The sequence below is a fragment of the Massilimicrobiota sp. An80 genome (assembly GCF_002159255.1).
GTDB lineage: Bacteria > Bacillota_I > Bacilli_A > Erysipelotrichales > Coprobacillaceae > Allocoprobacillus > Allocoprobacillus merdigallinarum.
Genome location: NZ_NFHI01000004.1, coordinates 43,637 through 61,133 on the forward strand (window position 1 = coordinate 43,637; position 17,497 = coordinate 61,133).

Here is a 17,497-nt window from a genome sequence, read left to right on the forward strand (position 1 = left end):
CCCCTAAGTATACCTTACCTTATAATAATTAATCATTACCTCCTTGCTTCTCGTTCTAAAGCTCTAGACTTAATAAATTTTTCCATTTTGACAGGATGATAATCCCTTTCGATGCAGTCATATACATATCGATCATATGCTTCATCTATCTGTTGCGCTTCCTCTTTTGTACAATGAAGACGTTTTGTAAGTAGACTTATATATTCCTCTTCAGAAACTTCAATTGTTTCTATGCCAAATAAATCTTCATCATGAATAAAGCACTGGAAAGGATATGTTTCTGTCTTGGATGGATAAACCTTTCGTTTACATCGATAACAGACTCTGACCATTTTCATGGACCTACCTCTCGTTTCTCCATATTAGTTTTTCTGTCTTTTTCAGATAATCTTTATATTCATTGACCATATTGCCTATTTCTTCCATTCTGGAATCATCCATTTCCAGCCATTCCTGATATAGCGATTCCAAAAGACACTTTTCTTTTAAAAACAGATGCATTTCTGGTACTGAAAATGAAGTCTGATAGATATATTCAGCAATATCATATAAAGCAGAAATCTTATACGCTTCTCTAAAAACTTCATCAGGTCCTTTTTTCAGAATATTTTTCTTGTAATTCTCATACTCTTTTGAGATCTTTTCATCTAGTTTCAGTTTCAGTTGTTCCTTGCTATTCTTTATTTTCATTCTCCTTTTCAAGCAAAAAAGACTCATCACGAGTCTTTTGAATCTTATTTTATTGTTGAAAATTCATTGATACAAATACCTGTCCATCAGCATATCGTACACCAATTGCAAAATAGTGATTGTAATCAGCCACTATTGATTCTTTATGTCCAGATGAAGCTAAAAAACTATCCAAGACCGCCTGCGGAGACCAGCCTAGCGTACCTCCAAAAACATTCTCACCGCCTGAGATAATACCGTATGTATTCTCCACCCATAAAAATCTGCTGTTTTACCATCAGGACGTGTATGACTGGCATAGCCCATATCGGCCATATCCTGTGCACGCTGATTTGCCAGACTTTGGATCACAGCATTAGTTCCCAGTGCAGAAAGCCCGTTAGCTGTTCGATAGTTATTCACAAGAGCAAATAACTGATTGGCAAATTCCGTTTCTGAAATCTGTGACTGTGAAGGCATCTGTTCTTGCTGTGAATCAGATGAACTCTCTTCTTTTTGTGTCTGGCTGTCATTGCTGTTTTGTGATGAACTCTGAGTGTTTTCATTCTTTGCAATATTTTGTGATGACTGACTGGAAGCTTTGCTTTCAGTAACTTCAGTTATCTTCTCTTGGGTTCTGCTATCGTCAGCAGTCTGATCATTGTCTGCTTCATCCTCTTGTTTAGATGATTTCTCCTCGGTTTCCTGCTGTTCCTGTGGTTCTTCAGTTTTCTTCTCTAGAACAGTTATACTTGTGGAGAATTCCTTTTGTTCATCCTTAAGCATTGCAATAATCTTAACTGTCTGCGTTCCCACATTCTCTGCTTTATCTTCAGGAATGTCAATCTTATCTGCATTTGTTTCCTTTATCAGCATTTTTTCCGTTAAAACAGTTCCTTCTTCAACCTGTATATCAGAATTGAAGACAACTCGAATGTCATCTGTTTCCTGATGAGAAAACAAAACATACATCAGAAGACATGCAAAACCAACTGAAATAACCATAATACCTGTAATTGTTTTTTTGTGTTCTTTCCATAAAGTTTTCCACATAGTTATCACCTCATGACTATCTTGTCATGTTCGTTCTATATTGTCAGCAAAATATATTCATATATTTCTAATTTCAGATTTCTTTGATATTTCCGGCGGGTGTTATCTTAAGCAAGGTCATATTCAGACGTTTTTTTGCTATATCAGATATCTCCTTCCAGCTACTATCCATATTTACATCCGTCTTTAATGCAAGTGAATATTTTTCAATAGAATCATCATAATATGACAATAACTTCATTACCTTAGAAGAAAAACTTGCTTTTGGCCCTCTCTTGTGTTCGCCCAGCAGAATCAGCCACTTTCCATAGGCACCGTCAGCTAAGATCATATTGTCTTTTTTCTCATATGCAATGCCGGATTCACTGAGATACTCTTCAACAGACTTTTCAACATTTACTGTTTTCTTTTTTTCCTTGATCTTTTCCACAGAATTCTTGGAACCTTTTGGACGTCCTCTACGTTTCTCCATGACCTCAGCTTCATCTCTTTCTGCCACAAAATAACGGATAGTCAAGACAACCCCATACCCGCTTTTAGTGTTAGCTTCAGAAATGACCTGATCATTACTCTGCTTCATTTTCCTCATTGCCATACAGCAGCTAGGAAGCGTTGGCTTCTTAGACATCATTTTATGAAGTTCTCCTGCATTGATATCAACATACTCTTTTCCTTCAGCCTTGGCTTCTTCAATCATCTGTGAAATTTTCTTGACATAATCTTCTATTTTTACGCTCTCTTTCATTGTTATACTCCTTAATTTTCTTAAAATAAATGCTTTATATAGTTAGATTATATATCATATGCTTTCTTTTTTCATTATTTCTATATCGAATCTTCAGTTTTTTCAAATAGAACTGCATGGATTCCTCTGGAATATCAGGCTGTGCTAATTCTCTCATTTCTTCAGGAGATATTCCAAAGGATGCAATCTCTCTTAAGCAGCGCATCTGCTCTACCGACAATCGTGGATCACATATAAACTGCATGATGCTATAAGGGATATGTTTTTCAAAACCCATACGTATCTGCTCCATCTGTTTTTCACTGAAACATGGATCAGCATAAAGCTTAACATAACGCAATGGGAGTTCTGCACCTTTTCGGATTTCTATAATCTGCTGGCTAGTGAGATTGTCATTTAAAACAAGGGGAAGAATCTTTGTTCCTCTCTGCTTGAAATAGATGAAACGAATCTGCTGCATGACATCAAGACTCTTTTCAGGTTTCAGATATGTAGCAACTTCCTCTACTGATAGTCCGCACATGATTCCATAATATCCCTGCATGATCTGATCACATGATAGCTCCTTATTCGCTAGCAGTGTCAATTCATCATCATTCATGCCCGCATCAATACCACACTCAATGATTTCTTTCTGGTCTTCACTTAACTGTCTGTCACTCATGATATGATTCAATCGAACTGTCCTTTTAGGAATCCTCATAGTCTTTCACCCCTGTTTCTGTCTTTTCTGCTTCTTTCCCTTTCTATTGCCTTCTGTCCTTCTTTTTCAAGTTGATCAAGTAGACTATAAAATCTGTCATTTTCAATTGAAGGACGGAAAGTTACTGATTCATAATCAATCCACTTTTCTCCATCATGAATCAATGTCCAGTACTCATCACCACCATTGACCTGCTGAATGAAAGCCATATTCTTATACACAAATCCATCTCGAATTGCCCAGCCGACATCACTGATAGCATTCATTAAATCCATTCTTCTTTCACATCTGCGAAAATGATAGTCATACTCCTCTTCACTCAAGTCATCATCTTCAAATGGAATTCCACCCTTTTTCAGCCATAGGTTTTCCTGACATTTCTTTATGAGCTCTTCTGCTTCATTAGGCAAAAGATCACTTAGATAATCTTTCGTCTGTTCATATCCCATTACTCTGTCAAATGAAATGCAGGAAGCAGCATCATCCATTAAAATCAAAGCCAGCTCTTTATCCAATCTTTCCAGATGATTGGATTCGTTAAGATAATAGAAATCATGAACATGTTCTGAATCATAGTTTTCAAGAAACATCTTGAGTTCTCTTACTCCATTTTTAGAAATATGCTGAGCGTATTCATTAAGCTCCTCTTGATTCAATATCTCATTTCTTAGTTCATTGAAATCTCTTATTTTCACTGACTCCATAAATTCAACCATCTGACAAATTCCTTCAGATTCATTTTGCATAATATTCAGCTTTATATCCTGTATCTGTTCATAATAATGCCTTAGCATTTCCTTGGGCATATAATCCTGATTTATCTTTTCCAATATCTTCTCTATGCTTTCTCTGGACTCCTTGCACATAATCTGCTGATATTTGAAATCTACACAAATACTGTTTTCATGGCTGCCATACTCATCACAGAATTGATAATCTATCCAGAATCCTCTCATAGCTGAAATAAACGGCAGTCCCTGATTACGAAGATCTTGGATATAGTCTATTATTTCTTCATATCTTATAGGTGCATCAAATGACACGAATATCCTATCATTTTCAATGTCCATTTCATCAAGCGCTCTAAAATGAACAGATTGTAGATAAGGCAACAATTTATCGTCCAGATTTCTAATGACAGCAGCCTCTAATAATTTAAGATTATTCCACTTCTTTCCCTGTTTTTCTGAAAGATTATTAATCTTATGCAAAAGTTCATCATACTCCATATAACCATCAATCTGCATTTTAATCCAGAACTGGGTATCTTTAAGCTCTTCCTCAGAATAAGATTCAAAAACATCAAACATAAAATGAGGATAAAGTCCATAGTGCTCCCACAATTCTGCAAGAAGCATTATTTTATCTTCCGACATCAGATAATCCATGTATAGCTTCTGCTTGTCTTCCGGAAGACCGGAATACTTTATCTTTTCGATTGCTTTATCAGAATAAAAATTATTTTCTATGATTTCCTCCTCTTTCAATCTCCAGCGACTCAATAAAATTCTTTTTCAGAAAAGGGATATTCTCTTTCCTTTCAGAAAGGCTGACATTGATAATGCTTAGTCCACCAACATCATAACTAATATCCGAATAACCGAATATTTTCGCATTTCCATTGATCAGACAACGACCATGAATAAAGGCATGTTCCTTGATGATTGCCTTATCCCTGACAGTAACAAATTCTTCTATACGACTATGACCGCCTATGATAGCTGAACCATTGATTTCACATCTGCCCCTGAGTTCTGCCTTGCCATACAGATAAGCATTGCCGCCAATAATACACCTGTCATAGAGCTGAACATCACCAGTTACAATTGCGTTCTCTATGATCCTGCAATGATCCTGAACGATTACATTGCCTTCAACGATAGCATTGTCTTCAATTACTGACTCTCCACCAATCAGAGCGTTTTCTCTTACAGTCGCACAGCCAATAACCTTGCTGTATCCGCTAATCTCAGCATCATCTGAAATCATGCTGCTCCCTTTGACAAAAGCATTTTCCAGCACCTTTGCCTGTCCGAATATTTTTGCATTATCATCAACCCAGCATCTGTCATCCTGAGATAGATTATGATAGCCGCAGACATATCCGCCAACCGTTCCTTTTTTTATAATGCGTTCAATAGACTCAAATGTTCTTTCAGCTACGATTCTGTATAGAACAACACCATGTTCCATATCCATGATTGTCTGTTCGCTCAATCTATATTTAGGACTATTATTCATCCATCTCTTCACCATCCTCTATATACCATCGTGAAGGTCGTCTGATTTTTTCAGATGCCTTACGGCGATACCACGATATGATCGTATTATAATGTGATTTATATTTACGACCGGTAGAACCTAGATGATAAGACAAATCATTGATCAGAATCATACCATCCCTGAATCCGCATTTCTTTATGATGCTTTCGTATTCATCTCCACTTAGATAGACATTCTTCAGATTTCCATAAACACCGAAGCGTTCATCTCCCTTATTTTTAGATAGACTATTTTTATACTTCGTGTCCGCTGGAAGAGTTTCTTCGTTCTGACTGCTTTCCAGTTCGTTTGAATTGGAATGGTCCATCTTCTTTTTTAGATATCTGTATCCATCGCAGAGTTCCAGATTAAGATAAATCTTTCTGCATTTGACATGACTTCCTCTTCGGATATATTCAACATCAACATATCCTTTTTCCTCAAGCTGATGTATCCATTTGGATACGCTGCTTATAGAAACTTCAAATGTTTGAGCAAAATACTGATTATTGGCATAGCAATACCCCTTCTGCTTAGATAATGCTGCAATTTCAGAAAATAAAAGTCGGCAGCTTGATGATAGCTCATTATCGTATCGAACGATATCTGCAAAGATGGAATATGTACGTTTCTTATCCTTCATTGACTCTTCCTTTTTTCATTGGAATTTCAGGCGTAAAGGTACGGTCAGCCATTTTTCTGTCTGCTGCTTTTTTTGTCTGAATCTTCTGCTGGCATAGCTGGTAGGTTTCCCTGATACTTTCCACATCTAATCCATAGCTTTCCTGAATCAGATGAAAGAAATGAGATCTGTCCAGAACATCTCTTTCCTGATGAATAAAATCATCCATCATTTCCATGATCAGTTCTTTCTGTCGGCGAAAGCTCATGGCAGGATCATAACAGTAAGATGCAGCAAATTCGTAGCCATACATATAATTGGCGAGAATCCTATCCATTTCTGCTTTCTGCGTTCTTAGCATGTCATCGGGATCTTTCCCATCAGGTAGAACCGCAAAAGAAGCATCCAGTCCTTCCTTGACGCATTGTCTGTATATAGAAAACATCGCTCTCTGTCCGGCACCATCACCGTCAAGAACAATAACAACTTCACTTTTGATCTGCTTGAGATATTCAATCTGTTCATGAGTCATTGCTGTTCCCATGATAGCCACAGTATTTGGATACCCATTTGCATCCATTGCAATGGCATCCATATAGCCTTCCACTACATAGATTTCTTTTTTGCTCTTCGATTCATGTACCGCATTGTAGTGATTAAAAAGAATCCTGCCTTTATGGAATAAATCAGTGGTAGAAGGGTTGATGTATTTTGCATCCAGTTTTGTTTCATACTGTCCTTTTCTTCCGGCAAATCCTATCAGATAATGGAAACGATCATATATAGGAATCGTAATTCTATGTTCATAGGGACTGTAAATCCCAAAGTCATTTATGCGAAAGAAATCATTTTCAGCAATCTCCTCCCTTGTAAACCCGCATTTCTGCTGAAGAAAGCGAATAACGAGATGAACATCGTGCATATAGCCCAGTCCGAATCTCTTCTGAGCTTCATCACTGATTCCACGATTGGTCAGATACTCATAGCTGCCTTCAGCATTTGCAGTCTTGATATTGTAGGATAAGTATTCCTGTATGATTTCATTCATCTTGATCTGACGTCGCTGTTTCTCATTATAAGGATTATAGGTGAATTCCTGTGTTATCTTCATCTTCAGATCATTGCTTAGTCCTCCAAGCTCAACCACCTTATTAAAGGCTTCCTTAAAGCCACAGTTTTCTATCTTCATCACAAATGTGATGACATTTCCTCCTGCCCCGCAGACAAAGCATTTGAACAGCTTCTTTTCTCTGTTAACGGTTAGTGAAGGATTCGTGTCATCATGAAAGGGACATATACCCACATAGTTTCTTCCTGATTTTTTCAGATCTATATAATTTGAAATGACATCAACGATATCGACCTGATCAACAACTATCTTAATGACATTTTCTTCCAATCTTCCTCCTTTGTTTAGAACAGCTGATTAAATAAAGCCATCAGTACATTGACAACAATGGAATTTCCCGCCTGACGATACATCTGATGTCTGCTGACACCAGCTGATATGACCTTTTCTACATCTTCATCCGCAAATCCCATCAGTCGATAGGCTTCCTTGACAGTCAGCCTTCTGACTAGCTTATATCCTATTCTTGCCCTATCCCCAATATCTTCATCAGGATATTGAGATGAATCTACCAGATAATAACCTGTATAACCGCATGTCAGGGTTGCAGAGATTCCTCTGCTGTCAAAAATGCGATTGGTCTGTGACACTCTTTTTCCATGAATATTCTTTCCATTGATGCATTTCATGAAATTAAATCTTTGATGTTCTATATTCTGCGGAACATAACAATCGGGCAGCTTCATTGTTTCATCATGTACGGAAATCATCTTCAACATATCCTTATGACTGATAAAATCAGATTTATCTGCCTTATTTTCCATCACATCCTGAAGTGAAATCGTCAAAGGAACTGGCATAGGAAAATCATAATGATAGGCTCCATAGATCGATATCATGAAGCATCTTTCTCTATGCTGAGGTACTCCAAAGTCCGAAGCATCCAGAATCTTATAATATGACTGATATCCAAGTTCCTCCAGTTTCGCATACCATTTTCTGAAATTCTTCAAATTCCTTGTTCCTATGACTTCCGGAACATTCTCCATCATAAGAATCATAGGAAGTCGATTCATTGCATATCCTTCCTCTAGAATTCGTTCAATTTCCCAGAGAAGTCCAGAACGTGTATGAGATTCCTTATCCATTCCTCTCATGGCTCCGGCTCTGCTTAGATCCTGGCATGGAAATGAATAAGTCAGAAAATCAATTTCAGGAAGATCACTCATGTGTATCTTTGAAATATTTCCATAGTTCTTGGATAAGACATTTGCCAGATAATATCTTTTGACTTTATCTATACCTGTTTTTTCTGTAATCGTATGCCTTTGATTTTTGAAGTCATATCCGACATCCAGCTTTTGCAGATAAGCTACCATTTCTTCCTTTTCAGGAAATGAATAGCTTTGCATGATTCTATTAAGGTCACAGTGAATAGCAGCATATGCCAATATGGCATCCTTATCGATTTCACTTATTCCTGTGACCACATGATTTATTTGAAGATTTTCAAATCCCTTTGCCTGAGCACCAATACCTGCAAAGGTTTCAAAGACTCTGATTGTTTTTTCTTTCGGCCATTTGAATGTAGGAAGCAATAGCTCATACAGGTTCAAATGCACCTGATTTCCTAAACAGCATTCACGCTGCCAATCTTCTGAAGCCTGTTGAACGCTTCCCTATATGGAATGTGAAGCGTGATGCCTTCTTTATTTTCCAGAACGACAATCATCTCTTTGCTGCTTAGCTCATAGCCAGCAACGACTACTTCCATTAAACGTCCCTCAACCTGCAGTTTCATTCTGCTCTTGATAGGATAAGGTATTTCAATCAGTTCATCACTGGTTAGACTGCGTTCGTATTGAGCAAGCTGTTCGATAGCCTCTGTCAACACTTTTGCAATGACAGGAGAAAGCATATCAAAATCCACTTCCTTTTTGACTAGAACGATTTCACCATTTGGCTTTTCCGCAGTCAATCGTTTAACTTTCAATATTCCTCTTTTCTTCTATTTTCTTGAATCTTTCTATGGCAATTTCCGGAATTGGATTATCCATCAGTATAGATAATACCTGTTCCTGATCAGCACCATTTGATAATGCTGTTCTTGCCAGTCGCATCAGATATGGATGATATTCTGCTTTAGCAAATAAAAAAAGCTGACTGTATGATAACCCGGTTGACAAACCTTTGGAAATTTCAAATACCTGCAAGTGAGAAAATTGATTTTCCTCCATCATTCTTTTAATGGAATCTCTGCAATAATCTTCATATTTCTGATATTTTGGCATCTGATGATTTCTAGATAAGGCTGCCTGATAGATTTCATGGCCTTCTCTGGTCATGCTTTCTCCACACTCAATCAGCTCACGCGTAAACCTAAATATTTCATCCATATCATTGCTAAGCTTATAGCCTCTGTTTGACTTGATGATCAGCATATCTGTACAGTTTTCCTTATATAGAAGCCTGCACTCTCGGATAAGCTCCCTTAGTCTTCTGGGCTTGTAATTTCGGTTGAACTTTTCCTTTAATGTTTTCTGCAATTCGCTCATCACAATCCATTCATCATGTGACAAGCTGTCAAAGGTTTCATCCTGCAGTTTGTTCAACCTTGCCTCCTTTCTTAGTTTCTTTTGTCAAATACTCTTCAAAAGTTCTACTGATGATAGTATTTATCTTATATCTGACACCAGATTCTGTAATGCTGCTTTTCATCCCAATGCTGTCATTTGTATCATAAGCACTGCGATATATCAGAGATTTCATGATAAATTCCTGATCATTTTCAGACATTATATCCATCATCTCTTTTACAAAATCCTCTTTGCTTTGAATAAAACGCAGACGTTCTTCTATTTTTTCTTTATCTGTAATCAATTGAATAAGTCTGCTTTCCTGATTCTGTTTACGATTTTTCTGTGGAATACCATCATAGGAAATACCACTCAATTCGTACATACGTTCCTCTAATATTGCCAGATCCTCTTCTAGCTCGCTTTTTTGTCTCTGCCAGTATGAGTAGCTTAAAAATTCATTGACAAGACTCTTTAAGATTTCAGTGTGAACAGTCCCTGTTTTAACCAATCTCTAATCCATATCAGCAAGCTTTCGAGCAATCTGGTTGTAGTGATAATATAAGAGATTTCCTGACATATTATATTTTGACAGCAATTCCTTTCTATTCATATCCAATACAAATACATCCATCAGCATTTCCTGATCTTTTTCAGGAAGTCTTTGAATGAGCTCCAATACATACTGCATATTTCCTTTGACTCTGATTAGATCTTTTTTGCATCTTTCTATATATACCTGAGGAATTGAATCATGTGGGTTATCAATGATTTCCTGATAATATTTCATCAGTTCCTTATTTCCCTTATAATTTTTCAGTTCCCTTAAAATTGCACGTCTTCTTTCATCTTTTTTCGTATATCTCATCAATCAGTAACACCCGCCTTCAAACTGTCAGATAATAAGATACTCTAATGAATCATTAAAGAAATCATTATACTCCCTGTAATGCAAAAAGAGCTGTCAACAACAGCTCTTTGCACAAAATCATCATTAATATTCACTTATCATCAATATCATGTTATCACTAGAATGTACTTATTTTCGCAGTGCAAAAAAATTTTTTTATCTTTACATTTATAATTTGATATAATTCAATATATATCAGGAAAATAATCTTTTTACTCATTTTAAAGACGGGAATATCCTTATAACTTCCTTACAAGTATTGATAGATCTATAGAAAATCCTTTTTTTCATTGATTTTTTCATATCTAATTGATAGTTTTCTATTTATTTCATAATCATCAGTTACATTACTCATTCTACTAATTTAGACAACTTCTTATTAAAAATAAATTCTAGCTAATTCAAAACATCTTCTTCATTAATCTATTCATATAAGTGATACTTACATTTATTCTCTATATTCATATTTGGTTCAACGTTTTCACATTTTCATTTATTCTAAGCAGTGTGTCCCAAAAATATAGAGATGGTTGTAAAAAACATTAGAATAAAGCTTAAAAACTGTTTCACATCAAAAAAAGAATGACGATAAGTTATTACCTACCGTTACTCTTTTTTCTATTCATTGTCAAGCTGCCAATGAGAACTTTCATTTTGTAATTCAACCATATGATGATATAGTCCTTTTTTAGCATATAATTGTGCCGGTGTCCCCTGCTCTTTGACACGTCCATTTTCCAGTACAACAATCTTATCAGCTGATTGAACAGTACGCATGCGATGTGCAATAACCAATACTGTTTTATTTTTCAGGAGTCTTGATAAAGCCTCTTGAACTTTCGTTTCATTTTCCACATCAAGACTTGCAGTGGCTTCATCCAATAAAATGATTGGTGCATCTTTCAACAAAGCTCTGGCAATGGATATACGTTGTCTTTCGCCACCAGAAAGCTTAGCTCCATTTTCACCAATAAATGTATTATATCCTTGAGGTAATACATCTACAAATTCATCACAGTTTGCTGCTTTGGCAGCTGCCAGTACTTCTTCATCTGTTGCTCCTCGCTTACCAAGACGAATATTTTCCATAACAGTATCATCAAATAAAACAACATCTTGAAATACCATTGAATAGTCACTTAACAATATCTCTGGATCAACTGTGGAAATATCCACACCTCCTACCTTGATTGTACCTTTAGAAATATCCCATAATCTGGCTGCCAATCTTGCACAAGTACTCTTTCCTGAACCTGATGGACCAACCAGTGCTGTCACTTCTCCCTCTTTGGCAGTAAAGCTAATATCATGTAAAACTTCATTTTGATCATAAGCAAATCTGACATGTTCAAATACAATATCATGTCCTTGAGGTTCAAATTTTTCTATACCACCTGCCAAAGATGTTTCATAGATTTTATTCATGCGATTAGCTGATATTTGTGAAACAAACATTTCCGCAATCAAAGCCAGACTTTGATCGAAAGGAGCATAAATACGTGTAATAACCATCAAAAATAAGAACAAAAGCATAAAGTCAATACTTCCAGATAAAATGAGGTGAGTTCCTACAAGCATTGTTGTTGCGACACCAAGACGCATAATAACACTCGCTGCATTGACAAAAAGTCCGGTTCCCAGTTCTCCCTGAATCATGACACGTTCATGATCATCAATTTTTTGATACAATTCTTCCAAATATCGTTCTTCTTGATTAGTGGCACGGATTTCTCTAATATTTTCTAATGTTTCCTGAATACCATCAGAAACACGAATAGCATAACTTTTTGTTCTTTGAGATGCTTGAGCAGTCAATGTTCTTGATCCAAACAATAAAGCAAAAGCTACCGGAACACCCCATAGACAAGCCACAGCAAGTCGCCAATCATATATAAATAAACAAACTGCGATAACTGTCGTAGAAATATAAGCACCATAGAGATAGCCTAAGACATGTGACCAGACATGTTCCATACGATTGACATCTCCCATAATCGTTTCTGTTAAATCAGCTAAATCACGCTTGCCAAAATATCCAAGTGGAAGCTTGCGAAGTCGTTCAGCAAGACTCAAACGCGTTGCTTTCACTTCATTATACACGAGTCCATAAGTGGCTTTATATTGCTGTAAATGTGTTATAAAAGACAAGAACACAAATACGACAAGTAAAGTAAGAATAAGCACGGTATGAGATAACGGACTTCCATCAATAAGAACATCCATAAAATCAGCCATCATCAAGTAGAGAATACTCATCCCCATCATAACGACCAAGTTAACAGCAACTGTCCAAAACGTTCCTTTTTTTATATTCTGTACACCTTGATCTGTGAGAGCATACTTGCGTTTAAATTTTTCTCCAAACATTTACTTTGCCTCCTTATCACTTGTAATTTTCCATTGAACAGCTTTGTTATAATCTTGCCACATTCTAGCATACAGACCATTTGCATTTACCAATTCTTCATGCGTACCCTGTTCAACAAGCTTTCCTTTTTCTAATACGATAATTTTATCGGCACCTACAACAGTAGAAAGACGATGGGCAATCATAATGACAGTACGTCCCTTTGTAAGTGTAGCAAATGCTTTTTGAATGAGCGCTTCATTTTCTGGATCAGCAAAAGCTGTTGCTTCATCCAATACAACAATAGGTGCATCTTTCAAAATCGCTCTAGCTAGTGCAATACGCTGTTGCTCACCACCAGAAAGATAAGTTCCTTCAGTTCCAATCTGTGTATCAATACCATCGGGTAACTTATCAATAATATCTTTGCACTGAGCTGCCATTAACGCTTCCATGACTTGTTCTCTTGATGCCTGTGGACGTGCAGCGCGTACATTTTCTAAAATAGACGCTTTGAATAAACGGTTGTTTTGAAAAACAAAAGCGACTTGATCCATAAGAACATGAGAATCCATTTGTGTAACATTCACACCGCCAACTTCTACGGCACCTGAACTGACATCCCAAAATCTTGGAATTAGACTCGCCGCTGTTGTTTTACCTCCACCAGAAGGTCCAACCAACGCTATTGTCTGTCCTGATTCTGCTATAAAGGATACATGTGAAAGTGCTGGTTTTGTGGCTCCACTATAAGTAAAACTGACATCCTTAAATTCCACTTTATTATTTTGAGGCATTTGTGGATGATCTGGTTTCTTGAGAGTTGGTGCTTCTATGACCTGACGAATACGATCCAATGCTGTACCCGCCAACATCATTCCTGAAGAAGCAAACATGATTTTCGCAAGAGCCGTAGAAATGATAGCTGAAAAAACAGCATAGAAAACAAAATCAGTGACAAACTCTGCAAACTGTCCGTTTGCTAAAGCACTAGGTGCTAAAAACAGGGCAACGGGTACCAGAAAAATAAATGCACCTTCTGTAAAAGTCAAGTTGACAGTTTGAGGAACTTGGCAGACATCCGCCTGATAATATTCAGCCTTATTGCTATAAGCTTCTATCGCTTCTTTAAAAGCCTTAAAAGAATATACTGTCTGCTGGAAAATTTTGACGACTGGAATACCACGAACATATTCTGTTCCCACCTTTGTCATGCGATCTTGAGCCGCTTGATATTCCCCGACAATTTGTGCATTTTTTCCACCCATCATTGAAAACATCGCAATCACCGAAATTACCACAGCCATCAAACACGCCAAACCCATGCGCCAGTCAAAAATAAACATCATAACTATCATTGATACAAAAAGTACAATTGTACCTACAATATCAGCTAAGTTATGAGCCATAAGCTGTTCAGTGTCAGCCGCTGCCGCGTCCAATCGTCCACGAATCAATCCGGAAGCATTGGAATCAAAATAGCCAAGAGGCACTTTCATCATATGAGCAACACCCTGTTTGCGAATATTTGCAGCAGTACGAAATGCAGCAAGATGCGTACACATCAAGCCTATAAAGTATATGATAATGCCACCAACTGCGAAACCAAAGGCTATCCAGCCATATTGAGAAATACCTTGTGCCTGTGTCCAATTCGGTGCTACCGCAATGAGATCACGGGCTACCAACCAGATACAAATGTAAGGCACCATACTTAAAAGCATCGATACAGCTGACAAGGCTAATCCTAAGAAAGTCAAAGCCTTTCGGTTCCCTGCATATTCTAACAAAACAGCGACATCACTTTTCTTCTTTTCTTTCATGACAACCCCTCCTTAACTAGTTAGTTAAAGCTAACTTAAATTTTAAAAAAAAGAAGATTTTTAGGCTTTCCACTCATGACAAAGCAAGAAAGCCATTATATATCATTTTTCAGCAGATTCTCTACGTTATATTGGAAACAGTTTTAGCCATCCAGCAGTATAAAATTCTCGTAACTGTTCGACATCACGCATAGCTTCTTCTTTTGGCATATCATGGATCACAATCTCAAAGATACCACCCAGCATGCCACTGGCAATAATATGGCAGAGCGAACGACTCAATTCAAGTCCTTCATACCCTAAAACTCGAAGTGTTTCTACATACTGCATCGTGCTTTCCACCTCAACTTCAACCATATTGTGGACAAAGTTTTCATAATCCGTACCTGCAGCGCCACATATCAACAATTTGACCGGTTCTTTATGTTCACAAATGTAATCCACCATCCATCGAAGGCAAGATCCAGACTCTACTCCAACATGTTCTATTTTTTCTTTTTCAGGCAATCCTGCAAAAGAAAGCTGGGCATCCATAAACCTTGACAACAAAGCTTTCGCATGCGGTTCAACAATTGACGCAAATAAAGCTTCCTTACTAGAAAAGTATCCATAAAAAGCACCAGTTGTTACACCAGCATTTTTAACAATCTGGCGTAAAGAAGAGCCATTAAATCCTTTATCCAAAAATTCATCAAGAGCCGCCTGTTGAATCTTTTCCAATGTTGGACTTGACGTTTCCTGCATCTTCGCACCTCCATATAACAGCGATATATAACACTGTTATAATACACCTTTATCTCCCTTCCTGTCAAGAATAAAAAAAGTATAAAATAAACTATTTCACTCACCAAATCTACTTCTCTTTCAAAAGTTCAGGATATTTCAGATACACCCTTTCAAAAATACTCAAAACATAGTTATACATATCCTTTTCAGCAATTACTATATCATGATTTTTAAACCAATCTGGTAGGCTTTTTTGTGAGAACTTCAATGACTGTTCTATAGCTTCCTGTCGCTGTTTTCCAGACGGAATATTTTCCAAAATTGTTTCATCAATCTTGTAGTTAAGTTTTGTCATTTTATTTTCATCTTGTGATACCTCTAATCTTGGTTCTTCATTATTATGTAATTGCTCAATTAAAAGCAGACTCTCTTTTATACTGATTTTTCTTTTGTTTACCAATAGAAAATGATAAATCTTTTCCTGTTTTTGATAATCCAACTCTGCGAATTTTAATGCAACAGAAATGTTGATTTTTTTATCGTCAAGACATTCCAGAAGTTCATCACATAGCTTATCAAGTGTTAAAAATCTATTCATTGTAGAATCTGTCATTTCATAAAGACTGGCAAAATATTCCCTGGTTGACTGTTTTTCATAGCTTTCATCTGACCTTTTTCGACTGTTTACTAGCTGATTATATTCAGCCTTCATTGCTCTAACTCTTTCAAGATATGAATAATCATTTGTTCCTTTGGAAAAGAAGTTAGTAAAATTAATAATCTGAACTTCCTGTATTCTTGATAAATCTCTTTTGATGATGGCAGGAACCATCTTTTTGTTTGCTTTCCTGCTTGCATATACTCGATTATATCCTGCCAGCAAAAATCGCTTTCCATCTCTTTCGCTGACCAGAATTGCCTGCATGACACCTGCACATTCAATAGACTCAATCAGCTTTTCCATGCGAACACCCGTATGAAGTCTAAACTTATGATCAGGATGTGTTTCCAGACAATCAGAATCAAGATAAGTATATTCTTCTCTCTCAAATCTGATTGCTCCATCATTGCCAAAAATATTCTGTATTTCCCTAGGTCTACGCATCTAATGACACCTCCTTTACGATTTCCTGTGCCAAATCAAGAAAGGCATATGATGCTTTCGATGTGCTTCTATGCTGAAGAATGCTTTTTCCTAATGAAGCACATCTTGCGATAGCTGCACTTTCAGGAATAATGCTATCGAATACATGTACCTTCCCATTGCACATGGAACGTATCTCTTGCACATATCCTTTATCTTCTCTTCTCATAAAATGCATCTTATTGACCACTACGCCCAATACTCTTAGCTTTGGATTTTCAGTGATTCTTGCTTCCCCTACAATTCTAACAGCGTCCACGATACCATCCATACTGTACATGGAAGGTTCTGATACTACTAAGATGCTGTCAGCAGCTGTATATGCCTGTGCATTTTCGATACCTGCCACAGGTGGGCAGTCAATCATAATAAAATCATATTTATACCTTGCTTGCTCCAAGACATCCCTATAAATCGTATTGCGATTCTCTCTGTTTCTGAATTCTTCCTTATAGGTAAAAAGATTTCTGCAACCTGCTATGATATCTACATAACGTAAACGGATAATATATCTATTTAATCTAATCTTCTTTTCATCCAGTACATCATCAAGAAGATTTCCTAAATTCTTCTCCTTATATAACTGATTGTCTACAATTAAGCCAGTTGTTAGATTTGTCTGTTCATCATTATCCAATACCAGAACCTTATATCCCATTTTAGATAATCCAACCCCTACATTGATGGTTACTGTCGTCTTGCCTGTTCCGCCTTTCTGATTGGTTACCGCAATAATATGTCCTTTTCTTTCTATATTCTTTGTTTTTTTCATGTGTATCACCTCGATACACATTATGTCGTGCTTTTATATATTTGTCAGCGCCAAGATGTTCAAATTTGAACATCTT

The 17,497-nt window shown here is 36.8% G+C and carries 20 protein-coding genes; all 20 read right to left on the bottom strand.

Going from position 1 to position 17,497, the window contains the following annotated elements:
• Nucleotides 1–35: 35 nt before the first annotated feature.
• The 20 genes from B5G32_RS02090 to B5G32_RS02180 all read right to left on the bottom strand — a co-directional run bounded on the left by B5G32_RS02090 (nucleotide 36) and on the right by B5G32_RS02180 (nucleotide 17,421).
• The gene (locus B5G32_RS02090) at nucleotides 36–338 is read right to left on the bottom strand and encodes a hypothetical protein (RefSeq protein WP_087935692.1); all 303 of its coding nucleotides are present in this window, start codon (nucleotides 336–338) and stop codon (nucleotides 36–38) included.
• A gap of 4 nt (nucleotides 339–342) precedes the next feature.
• The gene (locus B5G32_RS02095; RefSeq protein ID WP_158093950.1) at nucleotides 343–690 is read right to left on the bottom strand and encodes a DUF3848 domain-containing protein; all 348 of its coding nucleotides are present in this window, start codon (nucleotides 688–690) and stop codon (nucleotides 343–345) included.
• Between the two features lie 49 nt (nucleotides 691–739).
• Nucleotides 740–865, bottom strand: a complete 126-nt coding sequence (locus B5G32_RS14265) for a hypothetical protein (protein ID WP_255374734.1) — start codon at nucleotides 863–865, stop codon at nucleotides 740–742.
• 20 nt (nucleotides 866–885) lie between these two features.
• Entirely contained in the window at nucleotides 886–1,722 is an 837-nt protein-coding gene (locus B5G32_RS02100; protein WP_087935694.1) for a CAP domain-containing protein, read from the bottom strand.
• Nucleotides 1,723–1,795: 73 nt separating this feature from the next.
• Nucleotides 1,796–2,467: a hypothetical protein gene (locus B5G32_RS02105; RefSeq protein ID WP_087935695.1), complete on the bottom strand. Its 672-nt coding sequence runs from the start codon at nucleotides 2,465–2,467 to the stop codon at nucleotides 1,796–1,798.
• A gap of 34 nt (nucleotides 2,468–2,501) precedes the next feature.
• Entirely contained in the window at nucleotides 2,502–3,170 is a 669-nt protein-coding gene (locus B5G32_RS02110) for a hypothetical protein (protein ID WP_087935696.1), read from the bottom strand.
• Nucleotides 3,167–4,558, bottom strand: coding sequence for a hypothetical protein (locus B5G32_RS02115; protein WP_158093951.1), 1,392 nt, complete (start codon nucleotides 4,556–4,558; stop codon nucleotides 3,167–3,169). Before B5G32_RS02115 ends, B5G32_RS02110 begins: the two co-directional genes overlap by 4 nt.
• Nucleotides 4,559–4,628: 70 nt before the next feature.
• Entirely contained in the window at nucleotides 4,629–5,411 is a 783-nt protein-coding gene (locus B5G32_RS02120) for a hypothetical protein (protein ID WP_087935698.1), read from the bottom strand.
• The gene (locus B5G32_RS02125) at nucleotides 5,404–6,075 is read right to left on the bottom strand and encodes a helix-turn-helix domain-containing protein (RefSeq protein ID WP_087935699.1); all 672 of its coding nucleotides are present in this window, start codon (nucleotides 6,073–6,075) and stop codon (nucleotides 5,404–5,406) included. The genes B5G32_RS02120 and B5G32_RS02125 overlap by 8 nt, the downstream gene beginning before the upstream one ends.
• A complete protein-coding gene (dnaG, locus tag B5G32_RS02130) occupies nucleotides 6,065–7,453 on the bottom strand; it encodes a DNA primase (protein WP_087935700.1) in 1,389 nt (462 codons plus the stop codon). Before dnaG ends, B5G32_RS02125 begins: the two co-directional genes overlap by 11 nt.
• 14 nt (nucleotides 7,454–7,467) lie before the next feature.
• Entirely contained in the window at nucleotides 7,468–8,739 is a 1,272-nt protein-coding gene (gene dcm / locus B5G32_RS02135) for a DNA (cytosine-5-)-methyltransferase (RefSeq protein ID WP_143746567.1), read from the bottom strand.
• Nucleotides 8,740–8,753: 14 nt separating this feature from the next.
• On the bottom strand, nucleotides 8,754–9,116 hold the full coding sequence (locus tag B5G32_RS02140; RefSeq protein ID WP_087935702.1) for a hypothetical protein: 363 nt from the start codon (nucleotides 9,114–9,116) through the stop codon (nucleotides 8,754–8,756).
• Nucleotides 9,106–9,735 carry a hypothetical protein gene (locus B5G32_RS13655; RefSeq protein ID WP_143746569.1) on the bottom strand — a complete coding sequence of 210 codons (630 nt, stop codon included), beginning with the start codon at nucleotides 9,733–9,735 and terminating at the stop codon, nucleotides 9,106–9,108. Before B5G32_RS13655 ends, B5G32_RS02140 begins: the two co-directional genes overlap by 11 nt.
• Nucleotides 9,716–10,210 carry a hypothetical protein gene (locus B5G32_RS02150; RefSeq protein WP_141682740.1) on the bottom strand — a complete coding sequence of 165 codons (495 nt, stop codon included), beginning with the start codon at nucleotides 10,208–10,210 and terminating at the stop codon, nucleotides 9,716–9,718. Before B5G32_RS02150 ends, B5G32_RS13655 begins: the two co-directional genes overlap by 20 nt.
• 3 nt (nucleotides 10,211–10,213) lie before the next feature.
• The gene (locus B5G32_RS02155) at nucleotides 10,214–10,567 is read right to left on the bottom strand and encodes a sigma-70 RNA polymerase sigma factor region 4 domain-containing protein (RefSeq protein ID WP_087935705.1); all 354 of its coding nucleotides are present in this window, start codon (nucleotides 10,565–10,567) and stop codon (nucleotides 10,214–10,216) included.
• A gap of 660 nt (nucleotides 10,568–11,227) precedes the next feature.
• The gene (locus tag B5G32_RS02160) at nucleotides 11,228–12,976 is read right to left on the bottom strand and encodes an ABC transporter ATP-binding protein (protein ID WP_087935706.1); all 1,749 of its coding nucleotides are present in this window, start codon (nucleotides 12,974–12,976) and stop codon (nucleotides 11,228–11,230) included.
• Nucleotides 12,977–14,779: an ABC transporter ATP-binding protein gene (locus B5G32_RS02165; RefSeq protein WP_087935707.1), complete on the bottom strand. Its 1,803-nt coding sequence runs from the start codon at nucleotides 14,777–14,779 to the stop codon at nucleotides 12,977–12,979.
• Between the two features lie 126 nt (nucleotides 14,780–14,905).
• Nucleotides 14,906–15,523 carry a TetR/AcrR family transcriptional regulator gene (locus B5G32_RS02170; protein ID WP_087935708.1) on the bottom strand — a complete coding sequence of 206 codons (618 nt, stop codon included), beginning with the start codon at nucleotides 15,521–15,523 and terminating at the stop codon, nucleotides 14,906–14,908.
• Nucleotides 15,524–15,632: 109 nt separating this feature from the next.
• Nucleotides 15,633–16,610, bottom strand: coding sequence for a ParB/RepB/Spo0J family partition protein (locus B5G32_RS02175; protein WP_087935709.1), 978 nt, complete (start codon nucleotides 16,608–16,610; stop codon nucleotides 15,633–15,635).
• Nucleotides 16,603–17,421, bottom strand: coding sequence for a ParA family protein (locus B5G32_RS02180; protein ID WP_158093952.1), 819 nt, complete (start codon nucleotides 17,419–17,421; stop codon nucleotides 16,603–16,605). Before B5G32_RS02180 ends, B5G32_RS02175 begins: the two co-directional genes overlap by 8 nt.
• Nucleotides 17,422–17,497 lie beyond the last annotated feature (76 nt).

Bases quoted from the DNA above. Each gene is read 5' to 3' on its own strand.
- B5G32_RS02090 (WP_087935692.1), bottom strand. From the start codon at position 338: ATGAAAATGGTCAGAGTCTGTTATCGATGTAAACGAAAGGTTTATCCA.
- B5G32_RS02095 (WP_158093950.1), bottom strand. From the start codon at position 690: ATGAAAATAAAGAATAGCAAGGAACAACTGAAACTGAAACTAGATGAA.
- B5G32_RS02100 (WP_087935694.1), bottom strand. From the start codon at position 1,722: ATGTGGAAAACTTTATGGAAAGAACACAAAAAAACAATTACAGGTATT.
- B5G32_RS02105 (WP_087935695.1), bottom strand. From the start codon at position 2,467: ATGAAAGAGAGCGTAAAAATAGAAGATTATGTCAAGAAAATTTCACAG.
- B5G32_RS02110 (WP_087935696.1), bottom strand. From the start codon at position 3,170: ATGAGGATTCCTAAAAGGACAGTTCGATTGAATCATATCATGAGTGAC.
- B5G32_RS02115 (WP_158093951.1), bottom strand. From the start codon at position 4,558: ATGGATTATCTGATGTCGGAAGATAAAATAATGCTTCTTGCAGAATTG.
- B5G32_RS02120 (WP_087935698.1), bottom strand. From the start codon at position 5,411: ATGAATAATAGTCCTAAATATAGATTGAGCGAACAGACAATCATGGAT.
- B5G32_RS02125 (WP_087935699.1), bottom strand. From the start codon at position 6,075: ATGAAGGATAAGAAACGTACATATTCCATCTTTGCAGATATCGTTCGA.
- B5G32_RS02155 (WP_087935705.1), bottom strand. From the start codon at position 10,567: ATGAGATATACGAAAAAAGATGAAAGAAGACGTGCAATTTTAAGGGAA.
- B5G32_RS02160 (WP_087935706.1), bottom strand. From the start codon at position 12,976: ATGTTTGGAGAAAAATTTAAACGCAAGTATGCTCTCACAGATCAAGGT.
- B5G32_RS02165 (WP_087935707.1), bottom strand. From the start codon at position 14,779: ATGAAAGAAAAGAAGAAAAGTGATGTCGCTGTTTTGTTAGAATATGCA.
- B5G32_RS02170 (WP_087935708.1), bottom strand. From the start codon at position 15,523: ATGCAGGAAACGTCAAGTCCAACATTGGAAAAGATTCAACAGGCGGCT.
- B5G32_RS02175 (WP_087935709.1), bottom strand. From the start codon at position 16,610: ATGCGTAGACCTAGGGAAATACAGAATATTTTTGGCAATGATGGAGCA.
- B5G32_RS02180 (WP_158093952.1), bottom strand. From the start codon at position 17,421: ATGAAAAAAACAAAGAATATAGAAAGAAAAGGACATATTATTGCGGTA.